At 32.8% G+C, this 26,282-nt stretch carries 29 protein-coding genes; 15 read left to right on the top strand and 14 right to left on the bottom strand.

From position 1 onward, the window contains the following. Positions 1–210 precede the first annotated feature (210 nt). Together plsY and C1724_RS10470 are read left to right on the top strand one after the other, a co-directional pair. Positions 211–792 carry a glycerol-3-phosphate 1-O-acyltransferase PlsY gene (plsY, locus tag C1724_RS10465; protein ID WP_102346598.1) on the top strand — a complete coding sequence of 194 codons (582 nt, stop codon included), beginning with the start codon at positions 211–213 and terminating at the stop codon, positions 790–792. Between the two features lie 154 nt (positions 793–946). Further along, on the top strand, positions 947–1,660 hold the full coding sequence (locus C1724_RS10470) for a DUF2225 domain-containing protein (RefSeq protein ID WP_102346599.1): 714 nt from the start codon (positions 947–949) through the stop codon (positions 1,658–1,660). A gap of 7 nt (positions 1,661–1,667) precedes the next feature. Here C1724_RS10470 and C1724_RS10475 read toward each other — a convergent pair whose 3' ends face one another. Further along, positions 1,668–2,309 carry a hypothetical protein gene (locus C1724_RS10475; RefSeq protein ID WP_102346600.1) on the bottom strand — a complete coding sequence of 214 codons (642 nt, stop codon included), beginning with the start codon at positions 2,307–2,309 and terminating at the stop codon, positions 1,668–1,670. A 397-nt stretch (positions 2,310–2,706) separates the two neighbouring features. Between C1724_RS10475 and C1724_RS10480 the strand changes: the two genes are divergently transcribed. The 4 genes from C1724_RS10480 (at position 2,707) to C1724_RS10495 (ending at position 6,835) form a co-directional block, all read left to right on the top strand. Then, complete coding sequence (locus tag C1724_RS10480; protein ID WP_102346601.1) at positions 2,707–3,180, top strand: copper amine oxidase N-terminal domain-containing protein; 474 nt, start codon at positions 2,707–2,709, stop codon at positions 3,178–3,180. Between the two features lie 179 nt (positions 3,181–3,359). After that, a complete protein-coding gene (locus C1724_RS10485; protein ID WP_102346602.1) occupies positions 3,360–3,992 on the top strand; it encodes a hypothetical protein in 633 nt (210 codons plus the stop codon). 134 nt (positions 3,993–4,126) lie between these two features. Then, positions 4,127–4,855: a glycoside hydrolase family 26 protein gene (locus C1724_RS10490; RefSeq protein ID WP_142386537.1), complete on the top strand. Its 729-nt coding sequence runs from the start codon at positions 4,127–4,129 to the stop codon at positions 4,853–4,855. 150 nt (positions 4,856–5,005) lie between these two features. Next, positions 5,006–6,835 (top strand): FAD-dependent oxidoreductase, encoded by a 1,830-nt coding sequence (locus C1724_RS10495; protein WP_102346604.1) that lies wholly within the window; start codon positions 5,006–5,008, stop codon positions 6,833–6,835. A gap of 92 nt (positions 6,836–6,927) precedes the next feature. On the opposite strand, the gene C1724_RS10500 is transcribed toward C1724_RS10495, so the two are convergent. Both C1724_RS10500 and C1724_RS10505 read right to left on the bottom strand, forming a co-directional pair. Beyond that, on the bottom strand, positions 6,928–7,398 hold the full coding sequence (locus tag C1724_RS10500) for a hypothetical protein (RefSeq protein ID WP_102346605.1): 471 nt from the start codon (positions 7,396–7,398) through the stop codon (positions 6,928–6,930). Between the two features lie 261 nt (positions 7,399–7,659). Next, positions 7,660–7,860 (bottom strand): RNA chaperone Hfq, encoded by a 201-nt coding sequence (locus tag C1724_RS10505; RefSeq protein ID WP_102346606.1) that lies wholly within the window; start codon positions 7,858–7,860, stop codon positions 7,660–7,662. A 425-nt stretch (positions 7,861–8,285) separates the two neighbouring features. Here C1724_RS10505 and C1724_RS10510 point away from each other — a divergent pair, with 425 nt between their 5' ends. Next, entirely contained in the window at positions 8,286–10,337 is a 2,052-nt protein-coding gene (locus tag C1724_RS10510; RefSeq protein ID WP_102346607.1) for a PAS domain S-box protein, read from the top strand. Between the two features lie 850 nt (positions 10,338–11,187). Then, on the top strand, positions 11,188–12,615 hold the full coding sequence (locus C1724_RS10515; RefSeq protein ID WP_102345947.1) for an IS110 family transposase: 1,428 nt from the start codon (positions 11,188–11,190) through the stop codon (positions 12,613–12,615). A 609-nt stretch (positions 12,616–13,224) separates the two neighbouring features. Here the strand turns inward: C1724_RS10515 and C1724_RS10520 are convergent. The 4 genes from C1724_RS10520 to C1724_RS10540 all read right to left on the bottom strand — a co-directional run bounded on the left by C1724_RS10520 (position 13,225) and on the right by C1724_RS10540 (position 17,815). Further along, a complete protein-coding gene (locus C1724_RS10520) occupies positions 13,225–16,317 on the bottom strand; it encodes an EAL domain-containing protein (protein ID WP_180994222.1) in 3,093 nt (1,030 codons plus the stop codon). Positions 16,318–16,826: 509 nt separating this feature from the next. Beyond that, positions 16,827–17,171 carry a DUF5655 domain-containing protein gene (locus C1724_RS26390; RefSeq protein WP_102346610.1) on the bottom strand — a complete coding sequence of 115 codons (345 nt, stop codon included), beginning with the start codon at positions 17,169–17,171 and terminating at the stop codon, positions 16,827–16,829. Beyond that, the gene (locus C1724_RS26395) at positions 17,152–17,655 is read right to left on the bottom strand and encodes a CBO0543 family protein (protein WP_374703432.1); all 504 of its coding nucleotides are present in this window, start codon (positions 17,653–17,655) and stop codon (positions 17,152–17,154) included. The genes C1724_RS26390 and C1724_RS26395 overlap by 20 nt, the downstream gene beginning before the upstream one ends. Next, a complete protein-coding gene (locus C1724_RS10540; protein WP_142386538.1) occupies positions 17,624–17,815 on the bottom strand; it encodes a hypothetical protein in 192 nt (63 codons plus the stop codon). Before C1724_RS10540 ends, C1724_RS26395 begins: the two co-directional genes overlap by 32 nt. 276 nt (positions 17,816–18,091) lie before the next feature. Between C1724_RS10540 and C1724_RS10545 the strand changes: the two genes are divergently transcribed. Then, positions 18,092–19,279 (top strand): CapA family protein, encoded by a 1,188-nt coding sequence (locus tag C1724_RS10545; RefSeq protein WP_102346613.1) that lies wholly within the window; start codon positions 18,092–18,094, stop codon positions 19,277–19,279. Positions 19,280–19,323: 44 nt separating this feature from the next. On the opposite strand, the gene C1724_RS10550 is transcribed toward C1724_RS10545, so the two are convergent. After that, positions 19,324–19,851: a CBO0543 family protein gene (locus C1724_RS10550; RefSeq protein ID WP_102346614.1), complete on the bottom strand. Its 528-nt coding sequence runs from the start codon at positions 19,849–19,851 to the stop codon at positions 19,324–19,326. Positions 19,852–20,066: 215 nt separating this feature from the next. On the opposite strand from C1724_RS10550, the gene yidD reads away from it, so the two are divergent. The 6 genes from yidD (at position 20,067) to C1724_RS10580 (ending at position 23,147) form a co-directional block, all read left to right on the top strand. Continuing rightward, positions 20,067–20,306, top strand: a complete 240-nt coding sequence (gene yidD / locus C1724_RS10555; protein WP_102346615.1) for a membrane protein insertion efficiency factor YidD — start codon at positions 20,067–20,069, stop codon at positions 20,304–20,306. Between the two features lie 6 nt (positions 20,307–20,312). Then, positions 20,313–21,101, top strand: coding sequence for a metal ABC transporter ATP-binding protein (locus C1724_RS10560; protein WP_102346616.1), 789 nt, complete (start codon positions 20,313–20,315; stop codon positions 21,099–21,101). Then, complete coding sequence (locus tag C1724_RS10565) at positions 21,098–21,973, top strand: metal ABC transporter permease (protein ID WP_102346617.1); 876 nt, start codon at positions 21,098–21,100, stop codon at positions 21,971–21,973. The genes C1724_RS10560 and C1724_RS10565 overlap by 4 nt, the downstream gene beginning before the upstream one ends. Further along, positions 21,960–22,388, top strand: a complete 429-nt coding sequence (locus C1724_RS10570) for a Fur family transcriptional regulator (protein WP_102346618.1) — start codon at positions 21,960–21,962, stop codon at positions 22,386–22,388. Before C1724_RS10565 ends, C1724_RS10570 begins: the two co-directional genes overlap by 14 nt. Positions 22,389–22,453: 65 nt before the next feature. Next, positions 22,454–22,636, top strand: a complete 183-nt coding sequence (locus C1724_RS10575; protein ID WP_102346619.1) for a hypothetical protein — start codon at positions 22,454–22,456, stop codon at positions 22,634–22,636. 223 nt (positions 22,637–22,859) lie between these two features. Next, entirely contained in the window at positions 22,860–23,147 is a 288-nt protein-coding gene (locus tag C1724_RS10580; RefSeq protein ID WP_102346620.1) for a HesB/YadR/YfhF family protein, read from the top strand. An 89-nt stretch (positions 23,148–23,236) separates the two neighbouring features. Here the strand turns inward: C1724_RS10580 and C1724_RS10585 are convergent, their stop codons facing one another. The 6 genes from C1724_RS10585 to C1724_RS10610 all read right to left on the bottom strand — a co-directional run bounded on the left by C1724_RS10585 (position 23,237) and on the right by C1724_RS10610 (position 26,015). Continuing rightward, positions 23,237–23,569: a hypothetical protein gene (locus C1724_RS10585; protein ID WP_102346621.1), complete on the bottom strand. Its 333-nt coding sequence runs from the start codon at positions 23,567–23,569 to the stop codon at positions 23,237–23,239. A 2-nt stretch (positions 23,570–23,571) separates the two neighbouring features. Further along, positions 23,572–23,997, bottom strand: a complete 426-nt coding sequence (locus C1724_RS10590) for an acyl-CoA thioesterase (RefSeq protein ID WP_102346622.1) — start codon at positions 23,995–23,997, stop codon at positions 23,572–23,574. A gap of 140 nt (positions 23,998–24,137) precedes the next feature. Next, positions 24,138–24,365 carry a small acid-soluble spore protein Tlp gene (gene tlp / locus C1724_RS10595; protein WP_102346623.1) on the bottom strand — a complete coding sequence of 76 codons (228 nt, stop codon included), beginning with the start codon at positions 24,363–24,365 and terminating at the stop codon, positions 24,138–24,140. A gap of 82 nt (positions 24,366–24,447) precedes the next feature. Continuing rightward, positions 24,448–24,588, bottom strand: a complete 141-nt coding sequence (locus C1724_RS10600) for an acid-soluble spore protein N (RefSeq protein WP_102346624.1) — start codon at positions 24,586–24,588, stop codon at positions 24,448–24,450. Positions 24,589–24,693: 105 nt separating this feature from the next. Next, entirely contained in the window at positions 24,694–24,825 is a 132-nt protein-coding gene (locus tag C1724_RS10605; RefSeq protein ID WP_102346625.1) for an FbpB family small basic protein, read from the bottom strand. 131 nt (positions 24,826–24,956) lie between these two features. After that, positions 24,957–26,015, bottom strand: a complete 1,059-nt coding sequence (locus C1724_RS10610; RefSeq protein ID WP_102346626.1) for a redoxin domain-containing protein — start codon at positions 26,013–26,015, stop codon at positions 24,957–24,959. Between the last annotated feature and the right edge of the window lie 267 nt (positions 26,016–26,282).

Here is a 26,282-nt window from a genome sequence, read left to right on the forward strand (position 1 = left end):
GTAAAAAGAAAACCTTTTTCATAGATTAATTGAGTAAGAGAAAACATTGGCAAAAATGGATACTAAAGAAGAAATTAAATACGCATATTAAAAACTGTCGTAATAATTTTATTTATCTCGATTTATTACAGATAATAAAAACACGATACTTAATGCCTTTTAATAAAACTCATGCTAAAATAAAATAAGTTTAAAAGAAGGAGTTCGATCATGACAGTTTTTTTCATTTTAATATTATCTTATTTATTAGGTTCAATTCCTTTTGCACTCATCGTAGGAAAAATCGGTTACAACATCGATATTCGTGAACATGGAAGTGGAAATTTAGGTGGAACGAACACTTTTCGTGTATTGGGAATTAAAGCAGGTTTAATTGTTACAATTGCCGATATTCTCAAGGGTACTTTAGCGGCAAGCTTACCTATTCTTTTTGAAGTTGATTTTCATCCGTTAATAGTTGGTATAGCGGCTGTAGTCGGTCATACATATCCAATATTTGCAAAATTTAAAGGTGGGAAAGCTGTTGCAACATCGGCAGGTGTTTTTTTATTTTATAGCCCGTCATTATTCTTATTATTACTAGTAGCATTCTTTATTACCTTATATCTTTCAAAATATGTTTCGCTTTCCTCTATGGTAGCAGGGGTACTGGGTGTCATATATTGTGTAGTTATTGGCGATATTTTGTTAATTATCGTTATGTCTATTCTTGCGCTTTTCGTTATCTACCGCCACCGTGCCAATATAAAACGAATTCTTAACAAAACAGAACCCAAAATAAAATGGATGTAATATAAAGTTTTTAAAATGTTTCAAAACAAAACGACGCACATTTCTCGTGCGTCGTTTTCATTTTAAGCTAAGTTTTATGATTGAAAACATTTTTAGTACTATTTACACAGTAGAAAAGTATACTAAGAATATACTAATTTACAAAGGTGATTTTATGACTGATACTCCAGATTCGGAAAATCCACTTTATGATCGTTCAATAAAATGTTTATTATGTGAGTTTACATTTAAAACAAAAAAGGTTCGTTCAAAATTCAAACGAGCAGGCGAATTGGATACTGATTTTTTTACTGATTATCTCCAAGAAGATGCCAATCCTTTACTATATTATATTAATGTATGTCCATCCTGTGGTTATGCTTTTTCCGATGAAGCAAGTACGTACTTTCTTCCGGGCGTGAAAGAAAAGTTATTTGATAATATTACACGTCGATGGAGGGGTCAAAGCCATTATGGTGACGTGCGTTCTAATAAAACAGCCATAGATTCTTATAAACTAGCTATTCTATCGGGCTCTTTAAAAAATGAAAAGCCACTTGCGATGGCAGGGATCCTCTTAAGATTATCATGGATTTACCGAATAGAGCAAAACTTAGACCAAGAAAAAAGATTTCTCCGCCATGCTGTCGAAGCATTTGAAAAAAGCTATTATGAAGGTGACCTCAAGAATTCCAAACTGTCCACGATTCGACTGCTTTATTTAATGGGAGAGCTTTACCGCAAATTAGATAATCCTAACAAGGCTATTGTATATTTCTCTAAAGTGATTTCCTTAAAAAATCAAACCAAAGAAAAAAAGTTTGTAGAAATGGCACATGATCGATGGTTCCAAATTCGCGAAGAACAAAACCGGTCAACAAAAGATTGAATAACAATTAACAATTTAAACTGTCTTTAATACAATTTATAACAGGCAGATATTGTTGCCTTGCCCAACTATTATATGATGGGTGGGGAACACCTTCGATCACTGTCCAGTTTGTATCCAAGTCTAATTCCATTACTAATTTTAAAAATTTCTGAGCGAAACGACCGCAAGGTATTAAAGTCAGATTTGGTCCAGACAGTTCAGTGAGCCTTCTCGCAAATTGTTCTACAAGTAACTTTTGTAATTCATTTAAGTTTTGATCTTTATAATACATTCTCTCGTTTGAAATACGTATTTTTTCCATATAGTCAAAGAAACTCTGGTGTTCCTCACATACTACCTGCGAATATGCACTACGCTGCATAGGTATTTGACAAACGTTCATTAACCCTATTTTGCAAAGAATTTCTTGAACATCATTCTTTTCCTTTAACCCTTTTAACTGCAATCCTAGAGGTTTGGTTGCCTGAGTTCCAAAAATACATTTGGACATTGTTAATCCTGAGGGCCCTGCAACTGGAACACCATGTTTTAATTCCTGAACATGTGGAGATTCTAGAATAAAGATTACCTCACTACTTCCTAGATTAATGTCATTAACTTTATAATTTTCTTGTAAATTTATTAGTACTTCCTCATACGCTACCATATAGATACTCCTTTTAGTTTCGTGGTATCTGTTAAATCATATTTCCGTTTATTGTATTGCATATAATACCATATCGCGAGATTTTTTAGTGTGCACTTATAAATATTTGTGATGAACGTGCTTTACTATAAAACACCATTTGGTTGAAGAAATGATTCGGCACTTCCCCCTTCATAAAAGCCTGTCCTAATGCTAGCTAAACTATAGAAATAATGATTCACCCTCATTTCCTTATTCTTCTATTAACCTATCAATTTCATTTCAAGAGAAAAATGTTATACTATACATATCTATTAGATTTAGCATACATAATTTGCATAATCCATTGAAGAATCACTTCATACTTAATGCTAATATGATAGTTTTATTCATCATCTATTAGAAAGGAAGAAATTATATGAATCTAATTCACAAGTATATGTTTACTGTCCTTGCGTTTATCTTAGTCGGCTCTCTAGTAACAACCCATGCCTTAGCATCCGATAAAATCATAGTTTTTTCGAATGGCAGTGAATTAGCATTTGATGTTGACCCTCGGATAGAGGATAGCAGAACACTTGTCCCGTTACGAAAGATTTTCGAGTCACTAGGTGCAGCTGTGTCTTATGATAGTCAAACGCAAACCGTGTATGCTACAAAAGATGGCACATCAATAACATTAGTCATCGGCTCAAATCAACCTATAATAAATGGGCAACAACTTAAAATTGATGTTCCAGCTAAAATAATTGATGGACGAACTCTCGTACCTTTAAGATTTGTTAGTGAGTCATTAGGTGCTAAAGTGAATTGGGATTCAAAGTCTAGAATTATTACTATTCATACTGAATCCGAAACAGATATTCAGCCAAGTGTAATTAATATCTATTAATATTAACAAAAAGGTATATGGAAGGGCGAAACATTACGTTTCGTCCTTTTTTGTGATATCCCCCAAGCAGCAATTTACTGAATTTGGTATTTTAATTATTTGTGCGGGCACAATAAATATAATTTTCGTATGAAGTATTCTCAACCAATTAAGAATCAAAAAAATATTAAGGAGAGGTTATGAACATTTGTAATTCTAGGATATTTGCTATTGTATTTTATATATTAGGATTCTTTCAATTTCAATCACATGTTAATGGACAAAATACTTCTTCTTACAAAACCTACTATAATTCGAATAATGGATATGAATTATCTTATCCGGAACATATGAGTGTTGATGAAAGCCTAAAAGCAATACGATCACTTCTGTATGACAAGGATACACATATCGAAATTTATTATGATAATTTTTATAATACAGTACATGATGCTAACAAGTATATAAACTATAGCAATCAATTTATTAAAAACCACCAAGATCATACCATGACATATAAAAATAATGAATTGATTTCAGGTAAAAAAGTACATGTACTCAAATGGCATCGAAAAAAGTTAAAAAATGTAAACAATGATAAAAATTATTATGTTTCTGCCGAAATTGTCAAAAACAAACATGAAGTTTTTACCATTCTTATAAAATCATCAAAGCCAATTGTAAATGACATAAAAATAATAAATAGTTTCAAAATTACTAAACCAAATGAGATTACAACCGCCCCTACTAGTTATATAAAAAAAGTTGATAAAAAATTCAATCAAGAAACTGCAGCTATTATGAAGAATATTTTTCAAGGTCCAGTCCACTAACTTGGGGAATCTTTGAACCTTCTGCCCCTGATAATTTAAAGCCGTTACAAAAAATCGAAAAAGAGCTTTCCTTTCCATTTCACTTTATTATTCGCTATCAAAGTTTAGATGAATTCGTGTTTCCTAAAGAGCAAATGAACAAAGCCTTTAAAGAAAACAAAATTGTAGAGCTTACATTGCAAACATATTTTTATAAGCAAGATAATGAAGGCGTTCTTTATAAAATCTTAGACGGTCAATTCGATAAGGAGCTTACGCAATACGCAAGAGATATTAAAAAATTCGGCCACCCAATCCTTTTTCGATTAAATAATGAAATGAATGGAGATTGGTGTGCTTATTCTAGTTATCACCATTCAAAAGATACAGAAATATACAAGGAAGTATGGAAGCATTTCTATAAAATATTTGATCAAAACGGCGTAAATAATGTTTTATGGGTTTGGAATCCAAACCATGAATCAAAACCAGGTTTTGCATGGAACCATTCTCTTATGTATTATCCAGGTGATCAATATGTTGATATCGTCGGTTTGACTGCATATAATACCGGAACGTACTATAAAGGTGAGACATGGAACAATTTTTATGAACTTTATAAACCATTATATAAAGAGTATACTCAGCTATCTGAAAAGCCATTAATGATCACGGAATTTGGTTCTAGCTCATATGGCGGTGACAAAATACAGTGGATTCAAAATATGTTTGCAAATATTCATAAATTCCCTGAAATAAAGGTAGCAATTTGGTGGAGTGGAACTGACTGGGACACAAATAAAAATCCAGCAAGAATCTATCGCCTAGATGAGTCCAAAGAAATGTTAAATGTGTTTAAGTTACATCTTAAAAATTACAAATAAGTTGCAAATAAAAATTAGCGTCCTTTTATGTAGTTTTCGGACAAACCTATTGTTTTAAATCTCATTTTGATAAGATTCTTTCATCAATATTTAATTAATGTTATCATTTGATAGTATGAATGCGAAATTTTATAAAAATGAGGTACATTTATGAAAAAGCTTATTATTAGTGTCGGTATTTTAATTTTCCTGATTGGTATTGGTTATGCGCTGATGAAAGGAATGGAATATTATAAAAATCCAGATGTTGCTGCGAAAGATAAAATTGATCCTTCCTTTTTTGAAAACGAAAATGACATTCAATCATTTGATGTTATTGTTATCGGTGACGATCCCGAAGCTGTAGCAGCTGCATTATCTGCCGCTAAAACAGGAGCACATACACTACTGGTTTCTGCTAGGGACGGTCTTGGTGGATTATTTACATACGGTAAAATGAATGTTCTTGACTTTCCACACGGTATTAATAATGTGATCTTAAGCAGTGGAACATTTGAAGAATGGCATGATCTCGTTGGTAATGGTCAATCGTTTGAAATAGAAAAAGCTAATAATGCTTTTTTAAACCTTGTATATAGACAGGACAATCTTTCACTATTATTAAATACATCTGTTTCTTCAGTAGTTAAGGATGGTTCCCATGAGATTTCCTCATTAAAACTAACTAAAGAAAATAAGCAATATACTGTGGTTGCAAAAAAATATATTGATGCCACACAGGATGCTGATCTAGCTGTTCAAAGCGGTGTGCCATATTTCATAGGTGCTGAGGACGTGGGACAAGCTGGAAGATTAATGGCTGTCACTTTAATGATTCACTTTAGTGATGTTGATTGGAGTAAAATTAAACAAGTTGCCAAAGAAGAAACCTTCGGGACTGCAGAGGTAACAAATGAAGCGGCATGGGGATTTGTAGGTATACGTGAAACTTATAAACCAAAAGATCCGAATATGAGATTGCGAGGCTTTAATTTAATCCGCAATGATGAAGGTTATTATATTAATGCTTTACAAATTTTTGGTGTAGATGCGTTAGACCCACAATCGAGACAAGAAGGCATTGAACGAGGCAAGGAAGAAACTAAGCATATATTAGCTTGGTTGAAAGAGAATTTCCCTGGATTTGAAAATGCAAAAATCGCCTCGTACCCCGAAGATTTATATGTACGTGAAACAAGACATATTTATTCACTTTACCAATTACCTGTAAGTGATTTATGGGAAAATAAATATCATTGGGATACAATTGCTTATGGCGGATACCCATCTGATATCCAAGCAACCTCTGTAGATGATCCAGGTGCTGTAGTTGTTAATCCAACCCAGTACGGTATACCGTTCAGAAGTCTTGTTCCACAAAACATTAAAAACCTTTTAGTAGTCGGGCGATCCGGTGGATATTCTTCTCTAGCTCAAGGAAGTGTCCGAATTGTCCCAACCGGTATGGCAACCGGTGATGCCGCAGGTGTTGCTAGTGCTTTTTCAATCACAAAAAACATAGATTTTCATCAGTTGGCTCAAGATAAAGGAGCGATAGCTGAATTACAAGCTTTAATGGAGCAACAGGGGCTAGAGGTAGCTGAGTTTGACGTTCCATATCCTTATGAGGATAAATGGTATTACCCGGCTATTAGAGAATTATTAAATCACCGTGCTGTATTTGGTGGCTATACGAATGACATATCTATAGAAAAGGTTGCAAGTAATAAATCATTATCAAATTTATTATTATATCCGTACCGTGTATTGCAGATGAAAAATCCAAAATATGCTGAAAATGCTCAGTACTTAAGTGAGTATTTTGTGGAAAAGGAAACCGTAGATTTAACTGTAGATGAAACCGTAAAAATTATTGAAGGCTTACCTTATAAAGATTTCGATAACAGTTACTTAGAAGAGTTAAAGAAATGGGATCCTGCTAAACCATTGACTCGTGAAATGATTTATATTATTGCCGGAAAGATATTTGGATGGATTTAATTTCCTGAGACGAAACGTTAATAATCTGAATTCTGAATTTAAGAAGGCTATCCTACATAGGGATAGCCTTCTTACCTTTTCAATAGATATGATTATTTCACCTTTTTTTCTCGATTAATTCGACGTTGAAAGAAAATATAGACTGGTAGTGGAATTATAATCCAACCTAAACTCTTAATTAAACCATTTTTGGCACGCTGCTTACTATTTTCAATCCGTTGATGGACCATTGCATCGTATTGTTTTCGCAGCTCTTCTTCAGTAATTTCTACCTTCTGTTTTGTATCATATTCGTATTTTGGTTGATTTACTCTCATATCTTTATATTCTTCAAACGTCTCAATGTAAGCATTGGGTGCAACATAATCGGCGACAGACATAAAAGCGAAGACACCACCCCCAATAACCATAATTAATGTAATAAAGGCAACAGCATAATGATAAACTAATTTAATCATCTCGTCTCGTTCCTCTCTTTCAGTGTTTACAACACGCTTTCCAGCTAATGCTAGCAATAGTATAAATATTGTTAGCACAATCATCGCTAAAAATATGGCTACCATAATACCACCTCGACAATACTGCTAATTATTGAATCAAAACTTAATCTCAATTCTTATTATATAAGTCGTTATTAAACAAAAAATGTTACAACCAAAAGGTTGTAACAACAATTTTTTATTTTATAAACATCATTATACATACCTTGCCTAACAAAAAAAACGTAATATGTCTCTCCTGACAATTTACGTTTTTAACGGTTTCGTGCAGTTTATTCTTATTTGCCAATTGTACAATTCACATCTAATATTTATACTCTATATTTACTTGACTATTGTACTTATAGCCCCTTTGCCAAGCATTTGTTGTTGTCCTTTTGAATCAACTAATATTGTAAAATTGTCATGACCTAGTATTTTACACTTTAATGGTACGCCATTTGTAGTAAATATGGTAACAACCTTTCCACTCTCCATAATTTCATTTAAGAAATTAGTTTGTAAATCAAACTTTGTATTGGTCATAATGTTATCTCTCCTATGTATTGTTAGTGCAATTTTTCATTATGTTTAATATTCTACTTTTTCTACATAATTCCTTTAAATTAATAATATTTAACAAGACACAAAATATTTTTAATTCCTTAATAGTATGTTTGTCTAGTTACTTATTTAAACATTCGTTAATAAATTAAATCGGAATTATATAAATGAATAGCTTAAGTTTATTCCTTAACAATTATTTACGATAAATTGTTAGATTGTGATATTTCGAAGTATTTAAGACGCGAGTCTAAATAACTATAATCAACCAATTGAATTATTTCATATTGTGCCCTGAGAATTTTATAAATGTTCTAAAATTTTAACAAAGTCCCCTACAATTCATTTCCCTGCCCGTTATAATTAAACTATACAACGTAATCTATTGATGCTTTGGAGGGAAAAAAATGGAACCTAAATTATTTGAATCCTCCCCTGTTCCAATGTTTATTTATAAAGAAACTATTATTAAAGCAAACGATGCTTTTATAGAACTTACTGGGTTCAAAATTAATGATTTACAAATAAAGAAAGTGTGGGACTTATTTGAGGAAACTGCCCATGAAGAAATAAAGCACGCCATTAAGTGTAGATTGCAAAATAATTTTTCAAATAAACAATATGAACTAAGACTAACAACAAAGAAAAATGATGTCATTTGGGTCCATGTTGTTAATACAACAATCTTATACAAAGGGGAATATGTAGGACTTGCAGTCTTATTTAATATAACCGAGGCAAAACAACTAAACGATGACTTAAAATACCAAAACGACTTATGGACAGATATTTTTAATAAGAATAGCGCTATCTTATTATTAATTAATCCTGAAATAAATGGAAAAATTATTGATGCCAATCTTGCTGCAGCTAGATTTTATGGATACTCAGTACAACAGCTTAAAAATATGACCATAAGCGATATCAACATTCTATCCGCTGAAGAGATTCAATATAAAATGGCTAATGCCGAAAATAGAAGGCAAAATGAATTTTTCTTTAGACATAAATTAGCAAATGGTGATATCCGAGAAGTTCAGGTCTTTTCTTCTGTTATCCATTCAAGAGGAAAAAGGCTGCTCTTTTCAATCGTTAATGATATTACAACCCAAGTTATGTTTGAAAAGGAATTAGTAAACCTGAATATGAAATTAGAAGAAAGTGAACAAAGGTACCGGTCACTGTTTGATAATAATCCTGACTGTTGTTTTGTACTCAATAGAAATGCAATATTACAGCAATTTAATAGTGCAACTGAGATCATAACAGGCTACAGACCCATAGAGCTAATTAATAAACCCATTCACAGTTTCATCGAGAAAAATGATCAGGAAATTGCTTACTATTTTTTTAGTAAAGTTTTAGAAGGAGTAGCCGAACGCTTTGACATCAGATTCATACATAAAAACGGGGGCCTTCTTGATATCAGCTTATTGGCCGTACCCATTATCGTTGAAGGCCAAGTGACTGGAATCATTGCCATCGCAAAAGATGTCACTGAACAAAAACAAATGGAAATGAAATTAGTAGAGAGAGAAAAACGTTATCGATTTATTACTGAAAACTCAACTGACATTATTACTAGAATTGATACCAATGGTACTATTAATTATATAAGCCCCATTGTAAATGATATATTAGGATATGAACATGACGAGCTTCTAGGAACTTCAGTTACGGCTTTAATACATCCAAACGATTTATCAAATGTAAAAAATCAAATAATTGATTTAAAGAAAAGCAATCACAATGAAGTAGTTACTATTACTTTTCAAGTAAAAAAACTAGAAGGCACATTCATTTTTATGGAAACCTCTATAAAAGCTATCAAAAATACTGATAATAATCTTGAAGGTTTTATTATGGTTTCAAGAGATATAACTGAAAGGAAACTGGCAGAAGAACAATTAACAAAGGTAAATCAAATTTTAAAACAATTATCAACTATAGATGGCTTAACAGGTATTTATAATCGCCGTTATTTTGATAAATATTTGACTGATGAATGCACATATGGGCCAAAATATAGTCTGCCACTTTCACTCATTATGTTTGATATTGACTACTTTAAACCATATAACGATACATATGGTCACTTAAAAGGGGATGAGTGCTTAAGGTTGATTGCTGCAAGTGTAAAAGATATTCTAATGCGCTCTAATGATATTTTCGCGAGATATGGTGGGGAGGAATTTGCGATTATTCTACCTGGTACAGACATGAATGGCGCTGTAACTGTAGCTGAGCGTATAAGAGCAGGAATTGAAAACCTTCACATCCCCCATGTCACATCAAGAATTTCTGATTATGTAACGGTTAGTGTTGGGGTCGCATCTACCTGGGTAGGTTATTCTAATCCAGAAACGCTAATAAAACAAGCCGATACTGCTCTTTATAAGGCTAAAAACCACGGCCGAAATTGTGTTGAAAGTTTCATAGAACTTGTGACCGTCAAGTAAAATGACACAGTAATTGCTCAATTATATGACACATTTAATTGGAAATTTGATTAAAAACCTTATGTGATCCATATGATTTAAAAAATTATTCAAGCAGTATTTTAATAAAATAAAAAAGAGCCAATATAACAAGTAATGTATAAAAACTTGCATAATTTAGGCTCTTTAAGCTGTTTCTTTGTTTAAGTAAAGTACCCGTTAGTTTCCGTAATGCTTTACACCAATTTAAATATGATTTGAAGCACTACATACTACTGTATGCCAAGTATATTAATTTCATTGTAACAGATCATATATTCAATATTCTTTTAATTAATTGTATAATGAAAATACCGATGTACCTTTGACTTAAACGTGGGATCACTAATTTAGTGGAACCCTACCGTTAGTTTGAGGACATTGGGTTTTTTTATGGTTAAAAGTAATGTAAAATTGTGTTGTGCAGTGACCCTTAAAGTGATTCCGACTTACTGGGATGTGGCTATAATTAGACCTCTAATATTGAAGTGAGGCACTCCACTTATACAATTAAAAGGCACTGCACCCAAGTTTAATAATTAAGCTCCATTCCTGTATTTTTTACAGGATTTTTTTATTTTTTAGGAGGAATTTTGAGGTTTTATGTCGTAATTTTTATTTTGTTTAAGAGACTATATTGAAGAAATCCAAAAACAATATAATATTAAGCAGTAGAAACTCTACCGTTGGTTGGAGCTAGGAAACTAGACTCTTGTGTTAAATATGAGATTTAATATCTGGCGATATAATCCTGACATACTACATTGGGCACAAAGCTCTCACGGAAACTTGGATAGTCAGATATGTCATACTGCGACTGGGAGGAGAAATGATGAACACTACCATTACTCCATTTAGTTATGGAAATGACACGCATAACAGCCATAAAGGACAGCGTAATTTTTATCAGTTTTATGTCGGTATTGATATTGGGGCGAGCTTTCACGTTGCATCCTGCATACCGTTTGATGCATTCTTAGATCCTAAAGGTAATGCTTGGAAACGGACGAAGACAATGAAATTCAACGCTGTTAGTTCTGGAATCGCTGAGTTTTTAGCAGCTCTTAAGAAAATCGAAAATCAATTTTCACTTACCAAAAGAGAATTTTTAATTCTATTAGAACCCACAGGCGGACATTATTCTTACCTAGTACAACAAGTCCTATTAAACGAGGGCTATGATTTATTTCAAGTTGAGAACAGTGCTGTTGGGGAATTTCGAAAGAAAAACTTAGGAATCACTGAAAAGACTGATTCAATGGATGCCAAAGTAATGGCATATATGGGGTGGCATAAGCAACTACATCCACATATGCAAGGTGTAACACTTATTAGACCTCAATCAGTCCTTCAATCCTTGTTTAGAACAGTAATGAGGGACAGATGGTATTTAAACGTACAACTAACACGGCGAAAGAACCAGGTTCAACAGCTTTTAAAAGTCACCCATCCTGATTTAAATAAAGCTTTTAAGAGCCTATCTAGCACATCTGTTCTTAAGTTAGTCTTAGAGTACCCTACGGGACTTCATATGAAAGAAGCCACAGCAGAAGAAATATATAATTTTTTATTAAAAGCTGGTGCAAAAAGTGTAGCTAAACGAGCAGCTAATATATTAGCTAAAGTGATGCCTAATACTATCGCAGTTCCAGCTGAACATCTTGTAGAGAGACAAAATTGGATTATAGAAGAAGCCCTACGTCTAGAAGAAAGTCTCAAGCTTATTGACCAAGAGATACATAAACTTTTGTGGGGAGATCCTGACAAAGGGTTAGACCCACACCCATATACAGAAATCTTAATGTCCCTTCCTTTTGTGAGCGAAAATATTGCATGTACACTGATTGGAGTTGTAGGAGATATTGAACGATTTAGTACATATAAAGAGTTCAAAAAATACCTCGGTGTATCCGCAGAAAATAAACAATCAGGAACATCAGTGACTGGTACAAGACAGACATACAGTGGTGTTAGAGATGCCAGGAGAGTCCTTTATCAAATCGCTTTAATCATATTGGCAAACGGGCAAAAACAACCTACCGTCTTCAAAGCCTACTATGACCGCAAGGTAAACGAAGGAATGAATAAGAAAAAGGCAATTGGACATTTATCCGGTAAAATTGCAGCACTTATCTACACTGTCTTAAAAAACAAAGTAAAATATGATCCAATCACTCACGCTAAAGCTTGTGGAGTAGAGTTTAACAATCTTTATATCAAAAATAACGAGGGAAAAACTAAGCTACAAATTGAAAAATAGAGTTAAATACACAAAACCCTAAGTGCTTTAAATGAGCAAAAATCACCTATTAATTATTAAATTTTAGGTGATTTTTCATCTTTATAAATACTTTTTATTCGTCAAAGCACTACACTACATTTAAGTGAAAACATTCACACAAGAAAAAGTATTTTCAAAACTTCGATTGTATAATGATATCGGTCGGGGTATTATATCTCTCGGCTTTTTATTTTCTAGTGCTCAGTATATGTCTAATGTTCAGCTCCTTATTTATTAAGCCTGCCTCATTTGTTGAAAATCAAATTCAATAAAAAGTACCTAAATCCTCCCTGGATCAAAGCATTGGCAGATTTATTATCATAATCCGAGAGCTGATTACTTACATTGCTCTAATTCCTTAATTCTCTTCTCTATTTATTCAATTCTAGGTAAAGATAATAAAAGCTATTCCTCTTTACAAAGGAAGGTATCTGGAGTTTTCTGCTTTCTGCTTTAGTTATACTACGATACTTTACCCTCCAATTGATTTGTTTGTAATAGGCTTTTACCTACACTCCTTATGCATTTTTATTTTGACTATCCCAACTCCGAAATTGCAGGATATTATTAATTCGATTAGGCACCTTTCTATTGTGATGATTTTATCGGTAACCTAACTTCCACGGTAGTGCCATGGTTTTCTTTACTTTTTACTATTATGCTCCCATTATGCTGCCGAACAACTTTATAACATAACATTAAACCCAGACCAGTACCTTTTTCTTTATTGCTGTAGTACGGTTCACCTAATCGTTTAATACGATCTTTATTTATACCAATTCCATTATCAATAATTTTCATTAGGAGATTTCCATCTTCTACATACCCCTCAATTTTCACAAATCCTCCATTAGGAATTGCTTCAATGCTATTTTTTATAATATTAATGAAAACTTGTTTAATTTGGTTCACATCGCACAAAACTTGTGGAAGATTTGGTTGAAATTCTTGAGAAATCTCTACGTTTCTCAAATTTGCTTCGGATTTAAGTAATATTGTAACATCATTAAAAATAGTTTGAATATTAACCTTTTTCAACTGAATCTCCTGTGGTTTTGCAAGAGTTAAAAATTCTTTTAGAATTTCCTCAATTTGATCAAATTCTTTAAAAATGATTTCAAAATATTCTTTGTTGTTGCTTCCTTGCTCAAGAAGCTTGATAAACCCTTTTATTGACGTTAGTGGGTTTCTAACTTCATGAGCTACTCCTGCTGCAAGTTGACCAACAATAGATAGTTTTTCAGCTTTTGAGAGCTGTTCTTCTGTTATTCTTTTTTCGGTAATATCTCTTCCAACCACAATAAAGTATTCCAGTTCTCCATTTTCCCCAAGTACCGGAGTACCAACACCTTCAAATAATACGGAATTTCCACTGCCTGTCAAAAAATGAGCTTCCATCCTAGCTGGTGTTATAGTGTCTATTACTTGTTGAAACCCCATTATTACGCTTTGTTTGTCTTCGGGATGTATTAAATCAAATGAACTTTCACCTACAAATGATCTTAACGGGTAACCGATTATATTTGCTAAGGATGGTGATGAATATATTATTTTTCCTTTGATGTCCAATAACATTATTATGTCGGTCATATTATCAGCAATAAGGCGATATTTAAACTCACTCTCTTTTAAAGCTTTCTCTGCTTTTTTTCGTACAGTTATATCAATACAGGACCCAATAACTTCAACTACTTCTCCTCCCTTTTTTAATGGGCGTAAAGTGGCTAAATAACAAATTCCATTTAACTCGTCTTCATAAGTTACAAATTCTTCTCCTTCCCATGACCTATTGTAGAAGGAAGTTTTTTCGATAGCATTTTCATGAGGCAGAAATTCCTCTAAACTTTTACCAATAACTTGCGAAGGAATCATTCCAAATCGGTAGAGCAATTCCCCATCGCAGAGTGTATGAATAAATCGATCATTAATTTTTTTATACTTAAAAATCATCCCTTGTTGTAAGCGAATCGTATCTTGTAACTCTCTTTTAGCTTTTTCCAATAATCCTTTCATCCACATCTGTTCGTTTAGATCCCTAGGAATCCCATAGGCTCCAACAATTTGTTCAATACTAGAACGTTTTTGTTCTAAATCATTGGCTAGTACCGGCTTACTTAAGAAAAACCCTTGCCCTTCATCGCATAAATGTTGCTGCAGAAAAACAAGTTGCTCCTTAGTTTCAATTCCTTCTGCAACTACTTTCAAATTTAAATTATGAGCCATTGTAATGATTGTTTTAACGATTGTTTCATCGTTTGGATTGTTATGAAGTTTTCTAACAAATGATTGGTCAATCTTTAAGGTGTCTACAGGGAAATATTTTAAATAGCTTAGAGAACTGAATCCAGTTCCAAAATCATCAATACTTATAAGAACACCAATCTTTTTTAGTTGCTGTAACATTAAAATTGTACTGTCAATATCAGCTGTCATATTTTCAGTAATTTCAACTTCTAAAAAATGTGGTTCAAGTCCTGTTTTTTGAAGAACAGTTTCGATTGTGTCAATTAAATTTGGTTGATTAAATTGAATCGCTGACAAATTGACAGAAACAACTGTATTAAATCCTTGTTCTTGCCATAATTTGTTTTGTTTACAAGCAACATTCAAAGCCCATTCACCTATAGGTATAATTAAACCTGTTTCTTCAGCTATTGGAATAAATGTCCCAGGTGAAACCAATCCCCACTCTGGATGTTCCCAACGAATTAACGCTTCTACACCCACTATTTTCCCTGTATTTAAATTTATTTTCGGTTGATAGTGGAGGAATAACTGATCTTGTTCTATAGAATTATAAAGCTCAACTTCCAATTTTAATGGGTCAATACTTCCTTCACCTTCATTAAAGGAGTAAAACTTGAAGTTACTTCCACTTGCTTTTTTGGCTCTATTCATTGCGAATGCTGCATGTTTCATTAGTAATTCTACGCTTTGTCCATCCTTTGGAGCCTGACTTATGCCAATACTTAGTGAAGTTTTTAGTTCAAAACCATTAATAAAAAATGGACTAGAAACCGATTCCATGACTTGATCAATAATAGAAGATATCTCCTTTTCATCCCGGTATTCGAAAGCGACAAGAAACTCATTTCCAGAATAACGAGCAATAAAACCTAATGTGCCTACAATTCTTTTTAGATGTTCTGCAGTTTGTTTTATTAATTGGTCACCTGTTTCATGACCAAATGTATCATTTACTTTTTCTATTTTGTTCATAGATATAAATATTACTGCAATAGACACTTCAAGAGATTGTAACTTATCATTTAAGTAATTATTAAAAAAATATCGGTTGGGTATATCTGTTAAAACATCATAATTAGATAGATAATTTATTTTTTCATACTCTTGCTTTTGTTCCGTAATATCTCTAAAAAATACAGACAAACCTTCAGCAGAAGGGAAAGCCCTTATCTCATACCATCTATTGTTAAAATACTCTTCAAATTCTATAGGTTCTTGTTCTGTTAGCGCCCTTTGATATCGGGTTACAAATTTCTGTAGATCTTTATGTGGTAACGCATCAAAAATATATTGTCCAACGACATTTTCACGTTTAATTTGTAAAAGCCTTTCAGTAACATTATTTATGTATTCGATTTTTAAATCCCTATTTAAGGAGTAAAAAGCATCAGATACTCTTTCCAAAATGATCTCAGTATTGCTTGTCTTATTCAAAATCTTATCTCCTTTCAATTAGAGTTTTTATTATTAATCCCCAACATAACATAGTTACAATTAAATTTCCTTTTACGTTAGCTCAATAAGAAAAAAAGCCACCAAGGTGGATTGAGTAGATATCCTGAAGTTTACAAAAAATTCACTTCTTCCAATGCATGCTTTATTCTAAACTCAGCCATTTCTTTAGTTTGTTCGGGAGTTCCCCTGTAACAATTCCAGGCAGATATCTTTCCTATTGATGCCCATGCCTTAAATGCGCTCCCGTATTCGTATACTCGAATTTTAACTTTACTATGCCATATTACCAAGGCTAATTAAAAACCCTATTAAAATCCATTTGGTCCAACCATACATAGGAAGAACAGTTACTGATATTAAGAATCCAATCGTAAAACATTTAATAAATGAACCAATAATAGCAGTACGGGAAGTATTGTTAGTACAGATAATAAACCAAATATTACACCAGAATTAATTCCTATTGGTAATAAATTTGATTTCTCTAACTAACCCATCAATTGATATGATTGTTTTAAAAGAATTAAAAACTCTTGATTGAGGTCATCCACACTATTGAATCTAAAGTTATTGTGAAATCTGTTTTTGGAAACTTGTTCAATTTTAGTAATTTTCTCGTGTTCAATGTGATGGTTTGATACTAAATTAAAATTTAACCATTTCTTTTTTGGATGAACTCCTCCAAAGGAAGATTTATTCAAAAGATGAATAGAAGTCTTTTTTAACTCAATTTCAAAAGGTCCTATTTCTTTTAATAAATCGAGGATTTTTGAATATATTTCAAAAACATTAGGTGCCTTATTTAAGAATAATTCATCTTGCTTCTCTTCTATCCGCCGTGTAGTCTAATAAGAAATAAAGAATGTACATTGAAATAAAGTAAACCACCGCCGAATAGATTATATTCCATTCACCATAATGTAAAACTCTAATATAGACTGCATACAATTCAAGTAATACAAGAATGCAGGTCCATCCCAATATATATATAAATTTCTTAATGACATTAGATTTCAGGGGAAAATAATTAAAAATAATAACCAGTACAGCAATCTCACCAATGGCTACGGCTAGGTACCTCCACTCTATTTGTTCTTTATCAAAATACCAGTAAAGTTTGTACTTTAAATCAAGATACAAATCAGTTACAAAATTCATTAACAATGCAAACTGTATTGTAGCTAGTAACTCGTGCCTAGTTCGTTTTCTGGGCATTTTGAGGGCAACTAAAAGAACTAATATAACTGTCACTATAAATAGATTCACCAAGAGGAACACCTCGTTTTTAAAAAACAACAATATCAACCATATTATCATTATTTATTCGATGAATTATTCTTCTATAACTAACCTGCATCGTTAGTTCAACAAGCACAACTTCGTTAATATGCATAATTATTAGTATATATACATTTTTCTTGAGCATTGATACTTCAAAAAAAAACAGTGATTGTATGATCGTTAAGACCATCAACACACTCTTTCCTCAAAAAAGGAAGTACTTGACTGAAAAAAAGTGTTGCATTTAATCAAGCAAAAACTGTGTCAACTCTTTCAAGCGGTCACATTAGTAGATAATCAAGATGAACTGCTCTACAAACACATACTCTGCTATGTGTTTTTTTTGGTGATTAATTTACCTGTTCAACTTCTAATATACAATGACTATTTTTTATTTATTTTCACTAAATCTATCAAAATTTGTTTCTATTTGTATTATAGTAGAGGTAAATATTATATCTTAGGAGTTTATATGAAAACTTTAAAAATAAAAATGTACGTTTCAATGATTATAACGACTTTATTATTTCTTACTTGTTTCATGCTCATTCAAATGTACTTAACTCAAAGTCAATCAGTTTCAGGTCAATCAACGGCTAATAAGGTAGCATTTGAACATACTCCAAAGCCTTTATCTTCATTACCTCTTAATAAGACCGTTCCGGTCAAATCAACGGCAACATTAGTTGGGATTGGGGACATTCTGATACATGGTACAGTCTACAAGGATGCTAGATTGCAAGACGGCAGCTATGATTTTACACATATGCTAGAATCTGTGTCACCATATATTGAATCTGCGGATATTGCATTTGCCAACCAGGAGACTGTTATTGGCGGCTCAGAAATAGGGCTATCGACATACCCAAGATTTAATAGTCCATTTGAGGTTGGTGATGCATTAAAAAAAATCGGCATTGATGTTGTATCAATGGCCAACAATCATACATTAGATCGTGGAGAAGAAGCTATTCGCAACGCTATAAACTATTGGAATAAACTAGGTATAACATATGTAGGTTCTTATCTATCCGAGGAGGATCAACAGACCATTAGAGTTATCCAAAAGAATGATATTTCTTTTTCATTCCTTGCTTATACCTATGGGACAAATGGCATACCTGTGCCAAAAGGCAAAGAGTATTTAGTAAATCTAATTAATACAGAAAAAATTAAAGAAGAAATTAACAGGGCAAAGTCTTTATCAGACGTCGTCGTGGTTAGCTTACATTTTGGTAATGAATATATACGTTTACCAAACGAACAACAAAAACAACTTGTTAAGGAGCTAGTAAATGCTGGTGCAAATATTATATTAGGACATCACCCACATGTACTTCAGCCAACAGAGTGGGTTACATCTGAAACTGGTAATAAAGCCTTTGTGATCTATTCTTTAGGAAATTTTTTATCAGGCCAAAAAGAACTCTATCGGGAAATTGGTGGTATTATCCAGCTGGAAATTGAAAAAACAAGAAATGGTAATCATACTTCGATTATAATTAAAAATCCAGCATTTTTACCGACCTATGTTGTCAAAACAGGCTCAAGTAATTTCAAAGTTATTCCGCTAAAGAATGCTGGTAAAAGTCCAAGCATATACGACGATATTACAGCACATATGAAACAATGGGTACCTGATTTAGAAATACTGCAATAATAAAAAATGCCTGAATTAGGATAGATACTAATTCAGGCATTTTCTCATTTTCCCCTCTCCTCTACCGGAATATGTACAGGTATCTCAAACCACCAGATAAAAAAGACTACTATGAGTAATGTAACCATATAGGCTATTAATGGTTTCTTATAAAATAACCGTAGCATAGGGAACATAAAACAATCAAAAAAGACTGACCAGCTATAACTCCAGCCATATTGATATTCAATATGACCAGTCTTCACGAAAATCCACTCAATTCCAGCATACCATCCTATATACCACACATAATGAAGAAAAACTCTTCCTATGCCTTTGTCTTCTGGATAATTCCCAATAAATAAAAGTGCCGTTGCAGGAAAAACAATGAAAGTATATAACATTTCAGTTAGTGTATGAGTACTAATAAAATCCGCATCTAGCCGCCAAAGAAAGTGATTCGCTGTCAGAAAATTATAGAGAAGATTTCCTAGTGCAAAGTATAACATAACCGTATGGTACTTTTGCCAATTCCTCCAGTTTCCTGCCTTCCACACGATTACAATCATAATAATAGACAAAAGCAAATGCATCAGTGTAATCTCCTTGTGGCTTTTTTTGTTAATATACGATAACCTGACCTATCTTATTCAATTGACAAGCGAATACAATTGACATTTATCGTTTTTTTTTCTATTATAAATCGTAATGGTTACGATAATAGTTAAGGTTATTATAACCGTTGTTTAATAAAGCATTAACTGCCTTTTAATTTAGGCTGAATTTTTTCTAAGAAGGTAGATATACGATGAATTGGCCATTTTTAACAATCATAAGGTTTTACCAGAAATTTATTTCTCCTTTAAAACCTCCAACATGTCGTTTTTATCCAACATGCTCACATTATGGACTCGAAGCTATTCAACGGTTTGGTATTATCAAGGGTGGGTATTACACGCTTATACGAATCTTAAAATGCCATCCCTTCCATCCAGGTGGAATAGACCCGGTACCTGAAAAAGTAAATAAACTAAAAAATAGTCGGTGATATAATATGGAAAAATCAAATGAAGAACAGGTCATAAATGTTAAAGATGTTTCTTTTGCATATGATAACAAACTTGTACTAGATCATGTATCGTTTAAAATAACAAAAGGAACATTTTTAGGTTTAGTTGGTCCAAATGGATCTGGAAAATCTACGCTTATTAAGTTGATATTAGGAATTTTAAAGCCAAAACAGGGTGAGATCCTAATGTATGGTACTCCCATTCATAAGTTTAAACAGCGCCATCTAATTGGTTTTGTATCTCAAAAGGCAAATAGTTTTAATACTGGTTTTCCTGCAACAGTACTTGAAGTTGTCTTAAGTGGACTAACTTCTAAAGTAGGCTTATTTAAATTTATCAATAACAGCCATAAACAATTAGCACTTGACGCAATTAAGGCGGTAGAAATGGAAGAATACGCCTATCAAAATATTGGTGAACTTTCAGGTGGACAACAACAGCGTGTCTTTATAGCTAGATCATTAGTAAGTAAACCCGAATTACTTATTTTAGATGAACCCACTGTCGGTGTAGATCAAAAAAACGTAGAAAGCTTTTATAATATGCTGGCTCATTTGAATAAAGAAAAAGGTATAACATTAATTATGGTTACTCACGATGTCGGCACAATTACACATCACGCTACACATGTTGCATGCTTAAATAAAAACCTTCATTTTCATGGGGAATCAAATGAATTTCAAGCAATCAATCATGCTGATTTATCTGACTTTTATGGTCATGATTTACAAGTACTAACGCATAACCACCAGCATGGAGGTGCAAGTCATTGATTGAAAATATACTCCAATATGAGTTTTTACAAAATGCCTTTTTCACAGGAATCATGATTGGTATTTTAGCGCCTCTGTTAGGTGTATTTATTGTAGTCAGAAGATTATCTCTAATAGCCGATGCATTAAGCCATATTACTCTTGCAGGGATAGCCGCAAGCATGTTACTTGAAAAAAAAGTTATGGCTTTCCAAGGGTTGAATCCTATATATATGGGAATGGTATTTTCTGTCGGCGGATCCATGCTAATCGAAAACCTTCGTAAAATTTATAAGCATTATCAAGAGTTAGCCATACCGATTATTTTATCAGGCGGTGTCGGTTTAAGCGTAGTCTTTATATCTTTGGCTGACGGTTTCAATACAGACCTTTTCACTTATTTATTTGGTAGTGTTACCGCCGTGAGCAGAGTCGATCTATGGACCATTTTAATTGTAACAATTGTAGTTATCTCGATGATCGTCTTATTTTTCAAAGAACTTTTTATTTTATCATTTGATGAAGAACATGCTGTTGTATCTGGTATAAATGCTAAATGGATTCACTTTTTGTTTATTGTAATGGTTGCTATAGTCATTGCAGCTTCGATGAGAATCGTCGGTGTGTTGCTTGTTTCAGCTTTGATGACCTTACCGGTTGCATCTAGTATTAGGATCGCACGAGGTTTTAAACAGACAATCCTTTATTCTGTTCTTTTTGGTGAAATAGCTGTAGTCGGCGGCTTAATTGTTGCTTACTATTTGGATATTGCTCCCGGGGGCACTATTGTTATTTTTTCGATTTTAATATTGATGACAACAATACTAATCAAAAAAATCACTCGTTCCTTACCAAGAAAAACTGCAAGGAGTAGATTCGATGAATATAGATGAAGCCCTTCATATTCTTAAGGATGAAGGATACAAGCATACTGACAAACGGGCAGATATTTTACGCTTGTTTTCAAATCATGATGGTTACCTTACCGCAAAAGATGTACAGGACCGGTTAAAAGATGGTTATCCTAGTCTTAGTTTTGATACGATTTATCGTAACTTATACTTATTTTCTAAGTTAAAAATATTAGAATCCACTGATATAAATGGTGAAAAACATTTCAGGTTTACCTGTGATGCCAACCATCATCACCACCATTTTATATGCTTGGATTGTGGAAAAACAGAGCAAATCCATGCCTGTCCAATGCGTTTACTTGAAAACGATATGGAAAACTTCCAAATTACTAGTCATAAGTTTGAAATTTATGGCCGCTGTCCCGAATGTTTGATAACTGATAACGATAAATAAAGCATAAATTTAATTGAAAATCACCACCCTAATTAGTGATTGTTAGTTACGGGGAGGTGATTCTTTTGAATAGAAATAGTCCTGATTTTGATCAATTAAATGACCGAGTTATTGCGGACTCTACTTCTGCACCTACATTTGTTATTAAAACGAATCTAGATCCCAAAAACATTAAAGAGGAAAATCCTTACTATAATGAACATGCCTCTCCAACAGAGAAAGAGAAACTTAAAGAGTTTTTCGATTAATCCTATATTAATTGAACCCGCTTTTAAGCGGGTTTATTTAATAATAAAGATAGCTTTTATAGCCTTCAGATTTTAGTAATTTATTCCAAGTAAGTGTCGATTTTCTGTCAACTTTGTTTTATCATTAAAAGTTAACAAGTTTGTCATTGGAATCATTCTTTTTAAAATTTATAATAAGCTTATAAATATCATGACACCAACAATTCGGGAGGGTATGAGGAATATGCAACTTATGATCACTAAACCTGCATTAGAATGGTACAAAAGGGAAATGGAGCTAGCAAACGGAGATTATGTACGTTTTTTCGCAAGATATGGTGGTTCTAGTCCTCTTCAAAAAGGATTTTCATTAGGAATGTCAATGGATATGCCTAAGGAACCCGAAGTCCAGGTTAAAAACGAAGGAATTACTTTCTTTATTGAAAGAGAGGACTTATGGTATTTTGATAAGCATAACCTAACGGTAATTTATAACGATACTATTGATGAAATAGAATTCCAATATAACTAACAAACTTGACGAGATTTCGAAATGAAATCTCGTTTTTGTGGACCTAACCAAATTTATTTACTTGGCAACCTCATTTAAGTAGGATTAACCTATGAGTTCTCAAAATTAATTTTATCTGGCGAGTCCATTTTAAATCTTTGTATATGACTTATTAAGCCTTCCTGCTTAAGTATTTCTACTTGTTTTATACCAATTAAATCAAAATGGGGGAATTTTGATCGATTATGTATCCACTCTTGCTTTAATCCATATTGATGCCCCCAGTGTATAAGTTTGTTCAAATCACTGCAACCTACTTTTGTCACTGTGGTACAATCGGGAAATCTTGGATGAATCCAATAGTGAGTTAGAAAAGCAATATTACCACTTTCCACAACACTTTTCCATTCCTCTAGCTCATGTCGTTTAATTCCAAAGGCCACGCTTATTCACCCTTTTTCTTTGCGTTTTCATACGCATCATGCCATTTTGGATATAGCTTTGAAATTCGAATAGGCCGAAAAGAATCTTTTTTAACACAAATATGATCTGTTTGCCCGCTTGCTGCCAGCTCCCCACTTTCATTGATTACTTCGTACCCATAGACAACACGAAAGCCATCGTATGATTCTATCCATGTCTTTACAATTCCTGTTTCACCATAGTGCATTGCTTTTTTATAGGAGACCTTTACATCTAATACAGGTGAAACAATACCATCTTGTTCCATTTCAGCATAATTAAATCCTAGTTCCTTAATGAGTTTAGTTCGTCCGATTTCAAACCAAATCAGATAATTAGCATGATACACTACACCCATTTGATCTGTTTCTGCGTATCGGACATCAATTTTTTCTTCTGTAATTAACATTTGTATTCTCCTCACATTAATGGTTCTTTATCTATTTTACCATATAACAATTATTCTTCCTTTTAGTTGCTTATTTAAAATTCGGTTTAAATTTTTAATTGAAAAGGACAGGATTGTCTCCTGCCCTTTTCTACACATAATTATTTGTAACCATTTTCGCGAGCTGCAGCTTCATCCTTAATTTCTTCACGCATTGCGTGAATGGATTCTTCACGACGTTTATTTTTTTCTTCAATTCGTTGACGTTCAGCTCCATCAGCAAATTGCATTGTGTCATGTGATTCTTCAATGTTCTCAATTGTATTTTGTACCATACTTTGAAGTTTTTCTACATTATCACTACGATCATCTGGTTTTGGTTTGTTCATCGCAATTCTCTCCTTTTTAAAAAGTTCATACTATGATATTTTTCCAAAGTTGAGCCTTTACATTCGTGTTTTTGAATTGAAATTATTCACCTTTAGTTTGAATTACTTGTGGTGACTCGCCGGTTTGATTTTGATACTTTTTCCCTTTATTATTTCCATACTTTCGTGGCTGTGTTCCAATATGATTAGGCTGAAATTGTTGATATTGATTCGGATTTGTCATAGCTAAAACCTCCCTAAAATTTTTTGGACGTTCACTATTAATATCAACATGATTTGACTTTTATATAAAAGAAAAAGCAGGAAAAAGCAAATCGCTTTTTTCCTGCTACATTAATCTTGCTTGGGCACGTTTCTCTAAACGTTCTTCTATTTTATTTAATGCTTCACGATCATTTAGTAATTCCCTCTTGTTTTCTGATACTAAATCCTTAAATGATCTGCCTTTAAATTTTCTCATTCTCTTCACTCCATTTTAAATTTTCGAAAAACTCTTATTTCAATTATTGCCAAAATTTACAATGTCCATTCATGGAACATTTAAATATTTTTTAATACTAAAAAAGCTCTACAATGAGTGTAGAGCTACTTTTAATCGAGTTTTGAAAGACCGTTTAACATCTGTTCATAGTTTAACGTACCCGTAAATTTGTCTTGAATCTTTCCCTCACTATCGATAAAGTAAGTAGTTGGTAGCGCAATTACCTGGTAGGTTTCACTTACCTCACCCTTTTCATCAACCAAGACCGGAAAAGACAATCCTAATTCATTGATAAACTCCTCTGGTGCTGCCGTGCTTGTTTCAGTATGAAAAGCATTAACTGCAACAATACTAATTCCTTTTTCTTTATATTCCTCATGCAATTGCTGCATCTCAGGCATTTCGGCACGGCAAGGTCCACACCATGATGCCCAGAAGTTTAACATAACCTTTTGACCCTGGAAATCTGATAATTTCTTTGATTCACCATTTAATAATAGAAGTTCGAAATCTGGGGCTAGGTTACCTTTTTCAATACCAACTGCTACATTTTTATCCATAAATACAGTAGTATAAAGCGTATATCCAATAAGGCCAACAAATAAAAGTAGTACAAGAGCTTTTTTCACAAATTCCATCCTCTCCGATGTAGAATATAGTTTAGTTTGATATGGTTTCATTAGCGGTGAAAATTTGGAGTAAAAAATATATGCACTGTACAATACCAAAACAATTAAAGTATTCGATAGGGCATCTTTGTCTACTACAATACAAAGGAGTAAATAAACTATAGAAAAAGTAATCACTCCTATGAAAATCGTATCAATCAAAATTTTAAGCGGGAACATTGCTTTTCTATTCTGCATATATATGTATATAATAGCGCCAAATACTCCAAATGTCGCTCCATATGTTCCGCCTGTATAATAAATTATGCTACTTGGATTTAAAATTGCTTTAGAAGTAAAGAAAATCATATAGCTAAATTTCCATATAAACAACCACAATATGATGGCATTCATAAGGTGGTTGATGATATTGGTTCGAATAGCAGAATTGTATCTTAGTCGATACCTTATTATTATATAAGCAATCATAAAAGAAATAAATACAAAAAGATATTGATACTTAATTAGAAATGGTCCTATTAACATTCCATCGTTCAGCAAACCAAACACCACCTATAATACCACTAACCGTATTAATCTTACCAAAAAAAGAACAGTAGTGCCATAGCACTAACAAGTTTACTTCAGAGGTGCAAACATTGTAAAACACATAGGAAAGCGCACTTGAATTCACTTTATAATTCACAGTGCGTTTTTTATTGATTTATAAACATGTTGGCGAATTTTAATAACTAATCGTCTCCTAATTCACATAGTAAATCACAGGGTATGAAATAAATATTGGAGGGTGCTTGATTTTGAGATTTA

It is taken from the genome of Bacillus sp. Marseille-P3661 (assembly GCF_900240995.1).
Classification (GTDB): domain Bacteria; phylum Bacillota; class Bacilli; order Bacillales; family Bacillaceae_J; genus OESV01.

Bases quoted from the DNA above. Each gene is read 5' to 3' on its own strand.
- plsY (WP_102346598.1), top strand. From the start codon at position 211: ATGACAGTTTTTTTCATTTTAATATTATCTTATTTATTAGGTTCAATT.
- C1724_RS10470 (WP_102346599.1), top strand. From the start codon at position 947: ATGACTGATACTCCAGATTCGGAAAATCCACTTTATGATCGTTCAATA.
- C1724_RS10475 (WP_102346600.1), bottom strand. From the start codon at position 2,309: ATGGTAGCGTATGAGGAAGTACTAATAAATTTACAAGAAAATTATAAA.
- C1724_RS10480 (WP_102346601.1), top strand. From the start codon at position 2,707: ATGAATCTAATTCACAAGTATATGTTTACTGTCCTTGCGTTTATCTTA.
- C1724_RS10485 (WP_102346602.1), top strand. From the start codon at position 3,360: ATGAACATTTGTAATTCTAGGATATTTGCTATTGTATTTTATATATTA.
- C1724_RS10490 (WP_142386537.1), top strand. From the start codon at position 4,127: ATGAACAAAGCCTTTAAAGAAAACAAAATTGTAGAGCTTACATTGCAA.
- C1724_RS10495 (WP_102346604.1), top strand. From the start codon at position 5,006: ATGAAAAAGCTTATTATTAGTGTCGGTATTTTAATTTTCCTGATTGGT.
- C1724_RS10500 (WP_102346605.1), bottom strand. From the start codon at position 7,398: ATGGTAGCCATATTTTTAGCGATGATTGTGCTAACAATATTTATACTA.
- C1724_RS10505 (WP_102346606.1), bottom strand. From the start codon at position 7,860: ATGACCAATACAAAGTTTGATTTACAAACTAATTTCTTAAATGAAATT.
- C1724_RS10510 (WP_102346607.1), top strand. From the start codon at position 8,286: ATGGAACCTAAATTATTTGAATCCTCCCCTGTTCCAATGTTTATTTAT.
- C1724_RS10515 (WP_102345947.1), top strand. From the start codon at position 11,188: ATGAACACTACCATTACTCCATTTAGTTATGGAAATGACACGCATAAC.
- C1724_RS26395 (WP_374703432.1), bottom strand. From the start codon at position 17,655: ATGATAATATGGTTGATATTGTTGTTTTTTAAAAACGAGGTGTTCCTC.
- C1724_RS10545 (WP_102346613.1), top strand. From the start codon at position 18,092: ATGAAAACTTTAAAAATAAAAATGTACGTTTCAATGATTATAACGACT.
- C1724_RS10550 (WP_102346614.1), bottom strand. From the start codon at position 19,851: ATGCATTTGCTTTTGTCTATTATTATGATTGTAATCGTGTGGAAGGCA.
- yidD (WP_102346615.1), top strand. From the start codon at position 20,067: ATGAATTGGCCATTTTTAACAATCATAAGGTTTTACCAGAAATTTATT.
- C1724_RS10560 (WP_102346616.1), top strand. From the start codon at position 20,313: ATGGAAAAATCAAATGAAGAACAGGTCATAAATGTTAAAGATGTTTCT.
- C1724_RS10570 (WP_102346618.1), top strand. From the start codon at position 21,960: ATGAATATAGATGAAGCCCTTCATATTCTTAAGGATGAAGGATACAAG.
- C1724_RS10580 (WP_102346620.1), top strand. From the start codon at position 22,860: ATGCAACTTATGATCACTAAACCTGCATTAGAATGGTACAAAAGGGAA.
- C1724_RS10590 (WP_102346622.1), bottom strand. From the start codon at position 23,997: ATGTTAATTACAGAAGAAAAAATTGATGTCCGATACGCAGAAACAGAT.
- tlp (WP_102346623.1), bottom strand. From the start codon at position 24,365: ATGAACAAACCAAAACCAGATGATCGTAGTGATAATGTAGAAAAACTT.
- C1724_RS10600 (WP_102346624.1), bottom strand. From the start codon at position 24,588: ATGACAAATCCGAATCAATATCAACAATTTCAGCCTAATCATATTGGA.
- C1724_RS10605 (WP_102346625.1), bottom strand. From the start codon at position 24,825: ATGAGAAAATTTAAAGGCAGATCATTTAAGGATTTAGTATCAGAAAAC.